The organism is Nonomuraea sp. NPDC054003 (genome assembly GCF_055585125.1).
Window position 1 is genome coordinate 310,643 of the sequence record NZ_JBVJKR010000003.1, and the last position, 13,585, is coordinate 324,227.

Genomic DNA, 13,585 nt, shown 5'->3' on the forward strand with positions numbered 1-13,585 from the left:
AGTCAGCGACATCCCGCCTTAGTTTGAAACACCGTTTCGAGGGACGGAACAGTCTGGATCTGCGGAGGTGCGGCTTGTCGCTGGGAGCGATCGTCGAGGCGGTCATCGCCTGCAGGGATGTCGGAGCGTCGGCCGCCTTCCATGCCAGAGCCTTCGGGCTCGACGTGCTGGCGGACGACGGGCGGGAGGCGCTGCTCGGCGTCGAGGGCGTGGACACCGGCCGGATCCGCCTCGTGCCCGGCGCGGACGCGCCCGACCCCCAGCTCTGGGACGTCGGCCCCCGCCTGCTCGGCATGTACTCGCGTGACCTGGCGCGCACCACCCGGCTGATCGACGAGGCGGGCGGCAGGTCCAGGGAGATCGTGACCTACCCGTACGGAGCCGCGTCCCTGACCGAGGCCGTGGCCCTGGGCGCGGACGGCGTGTGGTGGACGCTGCCGCAGGCAGGCGCCGGTCACCGGCCCAGCCCCGCGCTGGAGCGCGACCCCGGCCGTCTGCACGGCGAGCTGCACACCGCCGTCATCGTGCCGCGGGACCATGACGCCGCGCTGGCCTTCTTCACCGCGGGCGGCGGGCTCAAGGTGCTGTTCGACGGGGAGATGAGCGGCCCGCCGTTCGACCGGATGACGGGCATGCCGGCGGACGCTAGCCTGCGGCTGTCGTTCCTGGTCTCCGCCGACCAGGCTCCGGCCCGCCTGGAGATCATGTCCTTCACCGGCGTCGACGCGGCCGACCTGTCGGACCGGCCGCTCGGCCTGCGGCGGGTGGTGTTCGCCGCGGACGACCCGGCGGCCACGGCCGCGGAGCTGGAGCGTCACGGCGGCGAGCGGCTGGGCGAGCTGCTCCTGCGCGGTCCCGCTGGGCTGGAGATCCAGCTGACCGGAGGCGCGTGATGAGCGCGGGGAACGGTGGCGCGAACGGCGCGGGGAACGCGGAGGATCTGGGGCGTTACGACGTCATCGTGATCGGTGCGGGCGGGGCCGGGATGTGCACGGCGATCGAGGCCGCCGCCGCGGGCGCGAGCGTGCTGGTGCTGGAGAAACAGAGCCGGATCGGCGGGATGCTGCACATCGCCAACGGCGAGTTCAGCGGGGCCGGGACCCGCCGCCAGCGCGAGCGCGGCATCGACGACAGTCCCGAGCGCCACTTCGAGGACGTACTGCGCCTCTCCCACGGCAAGGTGGACGAGAAGCTGGCCTGGAAGTCGGTCAAGGCGCAGGGCGAGACCGTCGACTGGCTCGACGGCCAGGGCTTCGACTTCCATCCCGACACCCCTGGCCTGGTGCACGGGCACGAGGTGTACTCGGTGCCGCGCACGTACTGGGGCGTCAAGAGCGGCCTGTCGGTGGTGAAGCCGCTGAAACGGCGGCTGGAGGAGCAGATCGAGGCCGGCCGCGTACGGCTGCTGCTGAACACCCGCCTCACCGGCGCGATCGTCGACGCCGCCGGCCGCGTCACCGGCATCACCGCGACCACCGCGCCCGGCGCGACCACCGCGACCACCGCGACCACCGCGACCACCGCGACCAGCGCGACCAGCGCGACGAGCGCGACGAGCGCGGCCGGCGCGGCCACCGCCGCGAATGGCGCGAACACCGCGACCGCCGCGACTGGTGCAGGCGATGCCGGTGGTGAGGTCGTCGCGCACGGCGGTGCCGTTGTGCTGGCCACTGGCGGCTATGACGCCAACCCCGGACTGCGCAATCGCTTTCTGCCGTCCGGCTGTGAGAGTGCGCTGATCGGCTGTCTGCCGCATGCCACCGGTGACGGCCTGGAGCTGGCGATGGGGCTCGGCGCGCGGGTGAGCCGCGACGGTTACTTCATCCCCGTGATGGGGCTGATCCCGGACCCGGGCCAGGAGGGCTTCGCGGTCGACTACCGTGAGGCGTTCATCGAGGTCGCGCCCGCGTACCGGACCCCGTACGAGATCTGGGTGAACGACCGGGGCGAGCGGTTCGTCGCGGAGGACGGCACCAGCCCGGAGCACCGCGAGCGGGCGCTGCTGGAGCAGCCGCGGATCGCCATGCACGTCGTGTGGGACCGGGCGATCGCCAAGACGGCCGAGCCGCTGATCCGCAACGGCGCCGGCGACTGGACCCGCGAGCGGATGCTGGCCGAACTGGAGCGCGGCCGGTGGATCGCCGTCGCCGACACCCTGGAGGAGCTGGCCGCGAAGCTCGGCGTCGCTCCCGGCGGCCTGGCGGCCACCGTGGAGAGGTACAACGCCGCGGTGCGGGCCGGCCGCGACGACGACTTCGGCCGCACCACGCTGCCGGCGCCGATCGAGCGGGCGCCGTTCTACGGGATCACCACGGTCGGGGCCTCCATTCTCAGCCGCGACGGGCTGCGCGTGAACGAGGACCTGGAGGTGCTGACCGAATCCGGCGCACCCCTCCCCGGGCTCTACGCGGTCGGGGAGATCCTCGGCAACAACGTGTTCGCCGGGGACAACTACGTCGGCGGCATGAGCGTGACACCGGCGATGACGCTCGGCCGCGAGCTGGGCGCCAGGCTGGGGGCGGGCCGATGAGCGAGCCGATCGGGAGCATCACGGCGGCGGTGCTCGGCGTCGCCGACTTCGGGCCGCACCTGGACTTCTACTGCGGCGAGCTGGGGTACGCGGTGGCGGCCGAGGGCGTGGTCGCGGCCGCCGACGCGGACCGGCTGTGGGGAGAGGGCGCCGGCGACGTGGAGGTGCGCTCGCTGGCCGCGGCGGGCGCCGCCACCGGCCGCATCCACCTGCTCAAGGTGAACGACCCGGTGGCGCCCGCCGTCCACCCGCACACGCTGGACCTGGGCGTGGCCGGCATCAACCTCTACACCCGCGACATCGCGGCCTCGTACGAGCGGCTGCGGGCGGCGGGCCATCCGTGGATCAGCCCACCGCAGGCGTACGACGTGCCCGTGGGGGAGCGGACCGTCCAGGTCGTGGAGGGTTACTGCCTCGGGCCCGGCGGAGTCCCCGTGGTGTTCGTCGAGCCGACCGGCCCGCGTCCCACGGCCGCGTGGCTGGCGGACCCGGAGCGGCGGCACACGGAGCTGACCTCCGTGGTCTGCCACGTGCCCGACTTCGAGGCCGAGCTGCGTTTCTGGGCCGCGCTCGGCATGTCCGCCGGGTACGACGTGACGTTCGCCGCGCCGGGCCTGGACACGATGGCCGACCTGCCGCCGGGCACCCGGCTCAGGCTGGCTTTCCTGGCGGGCCCGGACGGCGGCACGACCCGTATCGAGATGATCCGGGCCGACCGGCCCAGAGTGGATCGGCGTTCCGCTCAGCGGCCCGCTCGCGGGCTCGGGCACACCGCCTGGTCCGCGCGTACGGACGATCTGGATGAGGCCGTGGCCCGCGCCGCCGGCGCCGGAGGGCGGGTCCGATGCCGGCCGTTCGCCGCGGCCACACCGCTGCACGGCACATCGCGGCTGGCCATGGTGGAGACGCCGAACGGCGTCCACGTGGAGCTGTGGCAGCCGCGACATGTTTCGGATCGTTAAACATCAGACGTATCCGTTGACATCGGGACAGCCGCATTTCTAGGCTCCGTGTAACGCTGTTCCGCACATTGGAATTACTGGCTCGGGGGCATGAGAACAAGGAGGTGGCACATGCGTGGGACCGGACTTCGCTGGATCTCTGCGGCTGCCGTCAGCGCGCTGGTGCTCACCGGCTGTGCGAGCAAGGAAGAGCGCGCCCAGTCCGCCGGCGAAACGGGAAACGCCGGCTGGAGCGCGGGCGCCGACACCATAAAGATCGGGCTCATCGCCCCGATGACCGGCGCGTACGCGATCCTGGGCATCCTCCAGGAGAACTCCATCAGGGTGGAGATGGACCGCGTCAACGAGGCCGGCGGCGTCGGGGGAGCCAAGCTGGAGCTCGTCGTCCGCGACACCGCGCTCGACCCGGCCAAGGCGGTGCAGGCCAGCAACGAGCTGGTCGGCGACAGCCAGGTGCACTTCGTCGTCGGGCCCTCGCTGTCGGCCTTCTACAACGCGTCCAAGAACATCTTCGAGACCAACAGCAAGCTCAACTGCCAGCCGGGCGTCGGCACCGGCGACTTCGGCTCGCTGAAGTACGGCTTCCGCTCGCAGGACCCCAACAACCTGAGCGTCGAGAAGCTGGTGGAGTACCTCAAGGCCAAGGGCGTCAGCTCGGTCGGGCTGGTCTACGAGGCCGACGACACCGGCAAGGCCATGGACGGGTACCTCAAGGAGTACGGCCCCAAGTACGGCGTCGAGTACAAGGGCTACCAGGAGACCCGCAACGACGACCAGTCCCACCGGCCCTACGTCGACGCGCTCAAGGACGCCGGCGCGATCATCGTCTCCAGCAACGCCAGCGGCGCCAAGACGATGGCCGCCGCTGCCGAGTCGGGCTACAAGGGCGTGATGGCCGGCACCTCAGGGCTGCAGAACGTCTCCTTCCTCGACGCCGCCCAGGACATGGCCGTCGGCTCGGTCTTCGCCGCGGGCAACGTAGAGTTCAACATCCGCGACCGCGCCACCTGGAAGCCCGGTTACCGCGCCCACGTGGAAGCCGTCGAGAAGAAGTACGGAGTGGTCGAGGGGCCGAAGTCGGGGGCCAAGATGCCCAAGGGCACGGCCATCGCCGGAGACTGCATCGTCGCCTTCGCCGCGGCGGCCGAGAGCGCCAAGTCGCTCGACGCGGACAAGCTCGCCACCGCCATGGAGCAGCTGAACATCCCCGACACCGAGACCGCCTCCGGCAACACGATCAAGCCGGCGGACCACGAGTTCTACCACATGGAAGACATTCACGTTTACCAGTGGGACAAGGACGCCGACGGCTGGTTCGTCACCGACGTCACACCTCAGTCCTGAGTCACCTGAAAGCCCCTGAGAGGAAGACCCCCGTGATGACGGTCACCACTGGTCGCAAGCTGCTGGCGCTGGCGAGCGCCACCCTGCTGCTCACCGCCTGCGCGAGCAAGGAAGAACGAGCCGGAGTCGAGCAGGCGGCCTCCGGCAGCGGCTGGAGCGCCGGCATGCCGGTCGTGAAGGTCGGGCTCATCGGCCCGGTGACGGGCGCGTTCGCCGTCGCGGGCATCTCCATGGAGAACTCGGTCAGGGTCGAGATCGACCGGCTCAACGCCGAGGGCGGCGTCGGCGGCGCCAAGTTCGAACTGGTCGTCCGCGACACCGCGCTCGACCCGGCCAAGGGTGTGCAGGCGGCCAACGAGTTCGCCGGTGACGACAGCGTGGGGCTGGTGATCGGCCCGGCGCTGTCGGCGTTCTACAACGCCGCCAAGCCCGTCCTGGAGAACGCCAAGAAGGTCAACTGCCAGCCGATGGTCGCCACCGGCGACTTCGCCTCGGTCAAGTACGGCTACCGGGCCCAGGACCCCGTCTCCCTGGACGTACAGAAGATCGTCGAGCACCTGAAGGCCGAGGGCATCACGTCCGTCGGCATCGTGTACGAGGGGGACGACGCGGGCAAGGGCACCGCGGCCGAGATCCAGAAGCAGGCCGAGGCCGCCGGGCTCACCTTCGCGGGCTTCCAGGAGACCCGCAACGACGACCAGTCGCACCGCGCGTACGTCGAGAACCTCAAGGACGCCGGCGCGATCTGGATCTCCAACTCGGCCGGCGGCGCCAAGACCATGGCCGCCGCCAGCGAGACCGGCTACAAGGGGCTCATCGTCGGCGGCTCCGGCGCCCGCAACATCTCCTTCGTCGAGGCGGCCGGTGACGCCGCGGACGGCGCGATCTTCAGCGCCACCTACTACCCGTACCCGGGCAAGGAAGGCCGCGACACCTGGAAGCCCGGTTACCGCACGCACATCGAGGAGATCGAGAAGCGGTTCGGCAAGAACACCGGCCCGAAGACCGGCGCCGAGTCGCCCAAGGCGGCCGAGATCGCCGCGGACTGCGTGCTCGCCTACGCCAAGGCCGCCGAGCAGGCCCAGTCGATCGACCCGGACAAGGTCGCGGCCACGCTCGACTCGATCGAGATCTCCGACCAGGAGACGCCTTCCGGCAACTCCATCAGCCCGGACAAGCACGAGTTCTTCGGCATCGACGACATCCACGTCTACCAGTGGAAGAAGGACGCCGACGGCTGGCACACGGTCGAAATCGGCAAGTGACCGGATGGAGCGCCGTTTCGTCACGGTGAACGGCCGGCAGGTCCACTACGCCCGCGCCGGGCATGGCGGACCTGCCCGCCTGCCGGTCGTCCTTCTCCACGCCTCTCCCGGCGACTGGCGGCCGCTGCGCGAGCTGGCCGCCGAGCTGGCCCGCTCGTTCACGGTGTACGCGCTCGACACGCCGGGGCACGGCGGCTCCGACCCGCTCCCGGCGCCGGACCCGGACATGGCCGACTACGGCGCGGCCCTCGGCGAGACGCTGACCGCGCTCGGGCTGGATCGGGTCCATCTGTACGGGACGCACACGGGGGCCAAGATCGCTCTGTCCCTCGCGGCCGCGAGGCCGGAGCTGGTGGCCTCGCTCGTCCTCGACGGGGTCGGGGTGTCCACTCCCGAGGAGCGGGCCGACCAGCTCGCCCACTACCTGCCGCCGGTGGAGCCGCGGAGCGACGGCGGCCATCTGGTGGCGGCGTGGCACCAGGTGCGGAACATGTTCCTGTACTGGCCCTGGTACGACGAGCGCGCCGCCTCCCGGCTGGCCGCCGTCCCGCCGCCGGCCTCGTACCTGCACGAGGTGACCACGGGGCTGCTGGAGGCGGGGGCGAACTACCCGCTGGCCTACCGCGCGGCCTTCACCTGCGACCCGGTCCCGCTGCTCGCCCGCCTGACCGTCCCCACCCTGGTCCTGGCATCCCCCGCCGACCCCCTCCACGCCCACCTGGCACGCCTTCCCGCGCACCGGCTCCAGCTGGAAACCTCCGCCTCCGGCACCCCGGCACTGGCGTCCCGCATCCACACCCACGCGACATCCCACACACCATCCGGCGCGGTGCCGTCCGATGCGGCCCCGCCCGGTACGGTCGGGCGCGTAGAAGGCGTGAGCCGTCGGTACGTGCCGACCCGGCTTGGGCAGTTGCTCGTCAGAACGGCCGGACCGGCCGACGGGTCAGGGCGGCCGTTGGTGATCCTGCCCCCGGCCCCCGCCTCCGGTCGAGCCGTCACGGACCTGCTCGCCGAGGTGGGCCGCCACCGCCCGGCCTTCGCCCTCGACCTACCGGGAACCGGCGACTCGGACCTGGCCGCCTGGCCCGGATCAGGCCCGCGCGACGGCCTGCCGGGGACCGGCGGCTCAGGCCCGGCGGCCAGGCTTGGATCCGGCCCGCGCGATGATCTGCCGGGAACTGGCGGCTCGGGCCCGGCGACCACGCTTGGATCCGGCCCGCGCGACGGCCTGCCGGGGACCGGCGGGTCCTATCTGGCCGCCGAAGCCGGGTCCGGGTTGCGTGACGAGATCGTTCTGGCTGTCGGGGACGCTATCGACGCGCTCGGGGTCGACGGCGTTGACATCTATGGGATCGGAGCCGGTGCGGTGGTGGCCGTCGCTGTCGCTCGGCTGGGTCCCGGGCGGGTGCGGGCGCTGGCGCTGGCCGGCCTGCCTGACCCGGCCGTGCTGACCGAAAGTGAGGCTTGCGCGCGTACCCCTGACCTGGTGCCCGACGAGCACGGCACGCACCTGCTCAGGGCTTGGCACCTGGTGCGGGACGGCGGGCTGGGGACGGGTCTGCTCGAACTGCCCGGCGGCCGGCCGGACCTGGCCGAGCTGCACCGCAGGACGCTCGACCTCGCAAGGTCGTGGCGGACCTACGCCGCCGCCTTCAGGGCCGCCGCCGCGTGGCCAGGCGAGCCGCCGGTGCCGGTGGTCGCCGCCGACCCGGTCTGGGATCCGTTCACGGCCGGGGCCGTGCGCGCGGTGCCCGGCCACGACGGGACGGGCGGCGTCGCCTCCCTGCTGAAAGCCCTGGACGACGTGGCCGGGTGAGCCGGCGCGTCCGCGAGAAGGAGAAGTGCACCGTTGAGCAGCCGCTACCGGCACGGAGTGATCCATTACATGGGTGACGGGGTGGGGGTGCGCGGCCGCGAGGAGTGGACGCTCACCGCCGCCGAGGACGGCACCCGCACGCTGCGCGCCCACTGCCGCATGTTCGACACGGACATCGAGCGGGACGTCGTGCACACCGCGTCCGCCGGGTTCCGTCCGCTGCGGTCCTTCGTCAGCCACCGGGTGGGCGGCGCGTTCCTGGGCGAGGGATGGTTCGTCTTCGGCGAGGACACCCTGGAGTCGGAGCTGCTGCTCAGGGACGAGGGCAGGGTGTCGCAGCGGGTCCCGCTGGCCGGGCCGCCGCCGTTCTTCGTGCCGCACGCGGTGTGCTGCGATGCCTGGATCGTCCCCGCGTACGACCTCGCCGCCGGCGGCCCGCAGCCGCTGACGGGCGGGTTCCGCTCCTCGCCCCGCCCCAACGGGGCGACCGGGCCGTACGCGGACGAACTGGGCGACCTCACCGCCACCCTGGTCGGCGAGGAGACGGTCACCGTGCCCGCCGGCACCTTTCCCACCCGGCACTTCCTGCTGACCAGCGACGGCGGGGCCGAGGAACACCTGTGGACGAGCACGGACGGGGACTGGCTGCTGATCCGCCTCCGCTCCGACCGCCTGTCCTCCTCCTACGAGCTGGTGGAGCTGCGCGACGGCGGGTGATCAGGAGGCCGGGAGCTGTCCCAGGTCGAGCCGGGTGACCACGGCCGCGCCGCGCAGACGGAGCAGGTCGCGCACCAGGTCGCCCACCACGGACGCCTCCAGCCGGTCAGGATCGGCCCGGTTCGACAACTCGCTCTTCACCATGGCCGCCACCACCAGGTCGGTCACCTTCACGTGGCGGCCCGCCAGCTCCTGCCGGAGGGTGTCGGACAGGCCGAGCAGGCCGAACTTGGAGGCCGAGTACGCCGCCCCCGTCGGGTAGCCGCGCAGGCCCGCGCCGGAGTTGACGTTGACGATGTGGCCGCGCTCGCCCGCCACCGGCTCCTGGCCGGTCATCTGCCGGGCGGCGGCGCGGGCGCACAGGAAGGCGCCGGTCAGGTTCGCGTCGACGGTCTCCCGCCACGCCTCGTCGTCCAGGTCCACGATCTCGGCCTTGCGGAAGACGCCCGCGTTGTTGACCAGCACGTCGAGCCGCCCGTACGTGGCAGCCACCCCGGCGACCACGGCGTCCACCCGCTCGGTCACGGTCACGTCGAGCGGCACGCCGACGGCCTCGCCGCCCGCGGACCGGATCTCCCCGGCCGTCTCGGCCACCCGACCGGCCCGCCGCCCGGCGCAGACCACGGCGTAGCCGTCGGCGCCCAGAGCCAGGGCCACGGCCCGGCCGAGCCCGCTTCCCGCGCCGGTGACCAGCGCGACCCGCCTCACCCGCACTGGTAGAACTCCAGGACCTCGCCGTCCGGCCCGAAGAAGGACTGGACGAGCGCGGAACCGTACGGCGGCAGGTCCACCTCGACGGGCGGGCGGACGGGCTCCGCGCCGAGGCCCGTGACCAGCGCGGACGTGGCCGCCAGATCGTCCGTCTCCAGGGAGGCCGACAGGATGCCCAGGTTGGGCGGCACGGCCGCGTCGCGCTGCTGCCTGCCGGGGAACCCGACGTACTGGGCGATCTCCACCCGGCCGTTGACCGTGCCGCCCGGCATGAACAGGTTGATGTTGTGCAGCCCGGTGCCCGGCGGCAGGCGGAAGAACGACTCCATGTTCTCGATCAGCTTGTCGTACAGCACCTCGTAGCCGAGCGCGGTGTAGAAGGCGGCGGCGCGGCGGGCGTCGCTCACGTGGATCGCGACGGTCTGCAGCTCGCTCGGCCGGCCGTCGTACCCGGCGAGCGGGCTGGTCGGTCCCGGCTCCAGCTGGAACACGTCGAGCACGACGCCGTCCGGGTCGTAGGAGAGCGAGTCCCAGGCGGACAGGTCCTCCATCACGGTCCAGCGGGTCGGCTGCGACTTCTGCCGGCCGCCCGCCGCCACCAGCCGTGCCACGGCGGCGTGGAGGTCGTCGACCCTGATGTTGAGCGCGTAGTGGCCGTAGTCCTGCGGGCGGGCGTACTCCCCCCAGTACGGGCGGCCGGGGGCGGCGAACTGGACCAGGCGCAGCAGCCCGGTCGTCGCCCCCTCCGGCCCCATGACCACGGCCCTGCCGGTGAGCCCGGCCGGCATCTGCCAGGCGGCCTCGGCGGCGGGGCCGCGCACCTCCGCCTCGGCGTGCGGGACGTACCCGAAGGTGTCCGCGTAGAAGGCGCGGGAGCGATCCAGGTCGGACACGGCGACGGTCGTCACCCGCAGTTCGCTGATCACGGGGTGTTCCCTTCCTCCCGGTGCGCCACGAGGTGCACCCGCTCTCCTTCGGACCCGTACGCCACGAACGACCGGCGTCCGGCCAGCGGCCCGGTCCCCGGCACGGCCGGGTCGGTGGCGCGGTGCCCGCCCGCCAGCACGGCGGCGTGCGCCGCGTCGAGGTCGGCGCAGGCGTAGCTGACCAGGCCGGTGCCGCCGGGCAGCCCTGCCGGGTCGAGGTTCGCGGCCGGGTGGCCCTGCAGCTCGATCGCGCCCCGGCCGGTGCCCTCGCGGCCGCTCTTGAGCAGGCTCATGCTGACCGGGGTGCCGCCGGGGATGCCCCAGGCGCGGTGCAGCGGGCCTTCGGTGAAGTCGGCGGCCATCAGCGCGGGCATGCCGAGGCTCCCGCCGTACAGCCGCCGCGCCGTGTCGTGGTCGTCGGTGCGCAGGTGCACCTCGAAGACCGGGCCGGTGCCCCGGCGGGCGCTGGGGAAGCTACGGCCCCGCGGCTCGGTGAGGCCGGTGGTCAGGATCAGGTGGGTGCCCCAGGGCATCCGCCACACGCCGGAGCGGTGCACGTTGCTGCCCAGCTCCGACAGGTCGGTGGTGAACGGCTCGGCCACGGGCCGGACGCCGGGCCAGCCGGCCAGCCGCCCGGAGGCCGCGTCGACGTCCTCGACGACCAGTTCCACCGAGTCCCAGCCGCGCGGCAGCGCCCGCGTGACCGGCCGCGCCTCGCCCTCGACCAGGCAGACCATCCCGTACGGGAAGCCGGGCGGTCCCAGCAGCGCCCACGGCCGCCCGGCCCATCCGCCGAGCCCGGCTTCCGGGGCGAGTGTGCCGCTCGCGCGGGATTCGAGACCGAGGACGCTCCGCAGGCGCTCCTCCGTGGCGTCGAGGCCGGGAACCTCGATCCAGACGCAGGCCAGCTCCTCCACCAGCGGGACGTCGCTCATCGCAGCGGGTTCTCGCCCTCCGGCCACCAGTCGCCGGCGCCGTAGGGGTCGGCCAGCGGCTGCGAGCCGTGCTCGTGCACGATGCGCCAGGTGTCGTCCTCGCGGCGCACCAGCCAGGTCATCCGCATCCGGAGCCGGCCCTTCTTGCCGTCGCCCTCGATGTCGTAGTCGATGACGCCCGCGACCTGGGCCAGCGTGTCGGCCTCCCAGCAGAACGGGCCCTCCACCCAGCGGAAGCCGTGGATCCGGATGGGCGCCTTGAAGTAGGCCTCCCAGCCGGCCTTGATCCGGTCGCCGCCCTGCGTGGTCCAGCGGGGACCTTCGACGAAGACGTACGCGTCGTCGGCGGGGGAGAAGGTGTCGAGGACGCCCTCCAGCCGCCGCTCGATGACGGAGGTGAGCATGGCTTCCGCCGTGCCGACCGGTGTTCTCATGGATCCGCCTCCCCGATCATTCCGCTACTCGGAACGGTGTTTCGAAGACCCTAATTGTCTGATGTATCCCGGTCAAGGTGCACCACGGCCTTGCCGGTGTTCAGTCCCGACATGAGCCGGATGAAGGCGGCGGGCGTGGACTCCAGGCCGTGGTGCTCGTCCTCCAGGAAGCGGAGCCCCCCCTCGGTGAGCAGCTTCCCCACCCGGTCGGCGAACCGCGGGCGCAGGTCGAAGTGGTCGTACACGACCAGCCCGTGCACGGACGCCCGCGCCCGCATGACCGCCCCGGCGGGCAGGACCGTCTCGCCCGCCTCGTTCGCGTGGTCGGGCAGGCCGGCGAGCGCCACCCGGGCGTGCGGGGCGAGCCGGTCCGCCACCCCGCGCAGCACCTCGCCGCCCGCCATGTGCAGGTAGCCGTCGACGCCGTCGGGGCAGGCCTCCGCGAGCGCGTCGGCCCAGCCGGGGTCATGCCGGTCGACGGCCGCCGCGTAGCCGAAGAGGTCCGTGGCCAGCTCGCACTTGGCCGGCCCGCCGACGATCGCCACGGTGCGCGCGCCCGCGAGGCGGGCGAGCTGCCCGGCCACGCCGCCGACGGCTCCGGTGGCCGAGGAGACCACGACGGTGTCGCCGACCGCCGGCCGGATCAGCCGGGTGATCGCGGCGTACGCGGTCAGGCCGGGCGTGCCGAGCACCCCGAGCACGGCCGTACGGGGGACGCCGGGCGGCACGGCGACCGGACGGAGCGACTCCGCGGGCACCGTGGCGTACTCCTGCCAGCCGGTCTCGGCCACCACCCACTCGCCGGTGCCCACCACCCGGGCGACGGCCCTGCCGGGCACCAGGTCGCCCGGGTGGATCGGCGGGTGGCCCAGGTTGCGGCCGGTCATGGCGCCGCGGACCCACGGGTCGAGCGACAGGTGGACGGCCCGGACCAGCACCTCGCCGAGGCCGGGCGAGGTGACCGGCACGGTCTCCAGCCGGAAGTCCTCCTCTGCGGGCACTCCTTCCGGCCGGCGGGCCAGGACGATCCTGCGCACGCTCTCCGGGGGTGGGCTGGTGCTGGTCATGGGGGCTCCCTTCACGTGGAGCATCAGGGTTTCATGTTGAAACACCGTTTCGCTAGAGGGAATCCGGAGTCGTGGTGATCCCGCATGGCGGGTTACGCTGTGGCCGTGCCGACCGACCGCGCCGCTGCTCCGGCGTACCAGGACCTGGCGAGCCGGCTGAGGGAGCAGATTCTCGCCGGCCAGTTGAAGCCCGGCGACCGGCTCCCGGTGGAGCCGGAGCTGTGCGCCATGTACGGCGTGAGCCGCAGCACGGTGCGCGAGGCGCTGCGCGTCCTCTCCAGCGAGGGCCTGCTGGTCACCCGCAGGGGAGTGGCCGGGGGCAGTTTCGTGGTCCACCCCGACCCCGAGCACATCAAGCACTACCTGCGCTCCAGCTTCGCGCTGTTCACCGACGCCGGCTCGGTGGCCAACCTGCTGGAGGTCCGGTGCCTGCTGGAGGTGCCCGCCGCCGGGCTGGCCGCCGAGCGCAGGTCCCCCGAGCAGCTGGAGGCCCTGCGGCGGTCCCTGGTCAAGCCGCGCCGCGACCGGGGGCGCGGGTTCGCCGCCAACCGGGGCTTCCACGAGGTGCTGCTCGCCGCGGCGGGCAACCCGCTGCTGACCGCCGTGACCGCGCCCGTGTTCGGCGTGCTGGAGAGCAGGTTCGCCCGCGACGAGGCGGCGTCCGACTTCTTCGAGCGGGTCGACCGCGACCACCGGGAGATCTTCGGGGCCGTCGAGTCCGGCGACCGCGAGGCCGCCGAGCGGGCCCAGCGCGAGCATCTGGAGCACCTGCGCGAGACCTACACGCGCATCGACAGGGAGCGACGCCAGAACGGCGACTAGCCGAAACGTCGTTGCGTAGAGCGGAACACCACCTTGACCCTCGAATGGTCTGA

At 72.8% G+C, this 13,585-nt stretch carries 13 protein-coding genes; 8 read left to right on the forward strand and 5 right to left on the reverse strand.

Translation table 11 applies throughout. The features are described from left to right. Positions 1–74: 74 nt before the first annotated feature. The 7 genes from ACZ6YG_RS09020 to ACZ6YG_RS09050 all read left to right on the forward strand — a co-directional run bounded on the left by ACZ6YG_RS09020 (position 75) and on the right by ACZ6YG_RS09050 (position 8,637). Positions 75–893 carry a hypothetical protein gene (locus tag ACZ6YG_RS09020; RefSeq protein ID WP_397198144.1) on the forward strand — a complete coding sequence of 273 codons (819 nt, stop codon included), beginning with the start codon at positions 75–77 and terminating at the stop codon, positions 891–893. After that, entirely contained in the window at positions 893–2,530 is a 1,638-nt protein-coding gene (locus ACZ6YG_RS09025) for an FAD-dependent oxidoreductase (RefSeq protein WP_466017612.1), read from the forward strand. Before ACZ6YG_RS09020 ends, ACZ6YG_RS09025 begins: the two co-directional genes overlap by 1 nt. Then, entirely contained in the window at positions 2,527–3,492 is a 966-nt protein-coding gene (locus ACZ6YG_RS09030) for a VOC family protein (protein WP_466017613.1), read from the forward strand. Before ACZ6YG_RS09025 ends, ACZ6YG_RS09030 begins: the two co-directional genes overlap by 4 nt. A 111-nt stretch (positions 3,493–3,603) precedes the next feature. Further along, a complete protein-coding gene (locus ACZ6YG_RS09035; protein WP_271279317.1) occupies positions 3,604–4,836 on the forward strand; it encodes an ABC transporter substrate-binding protein in 1,233 nt (410 codons plus the stop codon). Positions 4,837–4,871: 35 nt separating this feature from the next. Further along, on the forward strand, positions 4,872–6,101 hold the full coding sequence (locus tag ACZ6YG_RS09040) for an ABC transporter substrate-binding protein (protein WP_466017614.1): 1,230 nt from the start codon (positions 4,872–4,874) through the stop codon (positions 6,099–6,101). A 4-nt stretch (positions 6,102–6,105) separates the two neighbouring features. Next, positions 6,106–7,920, forward strand: a complete 1,815-nt coding sequence (locus ACZ6YG_RS09045) for an alpha/beta fold hydrolase (protein ID WP_466017615.1) — start codon at positions 6,106–6,108, stop codon at positions 7,918–7,920. A 33-nt stretch (positions 7,921–7,953) separates the two neighbouring features. Beyond that, positions 7,954–8,637 (forward strand): hypothetical protein, encoded by a 684-nt coding sequence (locus ACZ6YG_RS09050; protein ID WP_466017616.1) that lies wholly within the window; start codon positions 7,954–7,956, stop codon positions 8,635–8,637. On the opposite strand, the gene ACZ6YG_RS09055 is transcribed toward ACZ6YG_RS09050, so the two are convergent. The 5 genes from ACZ6YG_RS09055 to ACZ6YG_RS09075 are packed head-to-tail and all read right to left on the reverse strand — an operon-like array spanning position 8,638 to position 12,710. Continuing rightward, positions 8,638–9,351, reverse strand: a complete 714-nt coding sequence (locus ACZ6YG_RS09055; RefSeq protein ID WP_466017617.1) for an SDR family oxidoreductase — start codon at positions 9,349–9,351, stop codon at positions 8,638–8,640. Further along, positions 9,342–10,274: a VOC family protein gene (locus ACZ6YG_RS09060; protein ID WP_466017618.1), complete on the reverse strand. Its 933-nt coding sequence runs from the start codon at positions 10,272–10,274 to the stop codon at positions 9,342–9,344. Before ACZ6YG_RS09060 ends, ACZ6YG_RS09055 begins: the two co-directional genes overlap by 10 nt. Further along, positions 10,271–11,209 carry a VOC family protein gene (locus ACZ6YG_RS09065; protein ID WP_466017619.1) on the reverse strand — a complete coding sequence of 313 codons (939 nt, stop codon included), beginning with the start codon at positions 11,207–11,209 and terminating at the stop codon, positions 10,271–10,273. Before ACZ6YG_RS09065 ends, ACZ6YG_RS09060 begins: the two co-directional genes overlap by 4 nt. After that, entirely contained in the window at positions 11,206–11,643 is a 438-nt protein-coding gene (locus ACZ6YG_RS09070) for a YybH family protein (RefSeq protein WP_466017620.1), read from the reverse strand. The genes ACZ6YG_RS09065 and ACZ6YG_RS09070 overlap by 4 nt, the downstream gene beginning before the upstream one ends. Positions 11,644–11,693: 50 nt before the next feature. Next, the gene (locus tag ACZ6YG_RS09075) at positions 11,694–12,710 is read right to left on the reverse strand and encodes a zinc-binding dehydrogenase (protein ID WP_466017621.1); all 1,017 of its coding nucleotides are present in this window, start codon (positions 12,708–12,710) and stop codon (positions 11,694–11,696) included. 84 nt (positions 12,711–12,794) lie between these two features. Here ACZ6YG_RS09075 and ACZ6YG_RS09080 point away from each other — a divergent pair, with 84 nt between their 5' ends. After that, positions 12,795–13,532: a FadR/GntR family transcriptional regulator gene (locus tag ACZ6YG_RS09080; RefSeq protein WP_148033465.1), complete on the forward strand. Its 738-nt coding sequence runs from the start codon at positions 12,795–12,797 to the stop codon at positions 13,530–13,532. Positions 13,533–13,585 lie beyond the last annotated feature (53 nt).

Excerpts from the sequence above, each read along its gene's own strand:
- ACZ6YG_RS09025 (WP_466017612.1), top strand. The coding sequence starts at position 893 with ATGAGCGCGGGGAACGGTGGCGCGAACGGCGCGGGGAACGCGGAGGAT.
- ACZ6YG_RS09030 (WP_466017613.1), top strand. The coding sequence starts at position 2,527 with ATGAGCGAGCCGATCGGGAGCATCACGGCGGCGGTGCTCGGCGTCGCC.
- ACZ6YG_RS09035 (WP_271279317.1), top strand. The coding sequence starts at position 3,604 with ATGCGTGGGACCGGACTTCGCTGGATCTCTGCGGCTGCCGTCAGCGCG.
- ACZ6YG_RS09040 (WP_466017614.1), top strand. The coding sequence starts at position 4,872 with ATGACGGTCACCACTGGTCGCAAGCTGCTGGCGCTGGCGAGCGCCACC.
- ACZ6YG_RS09045 (WP_466017615.1), top strand. The coding sequence starts at position 6,106 with ATGGAGCGCCGTTTCGTCACGGTGAACGGCCGGCAGGTCCACTACGCC.
- ACZ6YG_RS09065 (WP_466017619.1), bottom strand. The coding sequence starts at position 11,209 with ATGAGCGACGTCCCGCTGGTGGAGGAGCTGGCCTGCGTCTGGATCGAG.
- ACZ6YG_RS09070 (WP_466017620.1), bottom strand. The coding sequence starts at position 11,643 with ATGAGAACACCGGTCGGCACGGCGGAAGCCATGCTCACCTCCGTCATC.
- ACZ6YG_RS09075 (WP_466017621.1), bottom strand. The coding sequence starts at position 12,710 with ATGACCAGCACCAGCCCACCCCCGGAGAGCGTGCGCAGGATCGTCCTG.
- ACZ6YG_RS09080 (WP_148033465.1), top strand. The coding sequence starts at position 12,795 with ATGGCGGGTTACGCTGTGGCCGTGCCGACCGACCGCGCCGCTGCTCCG.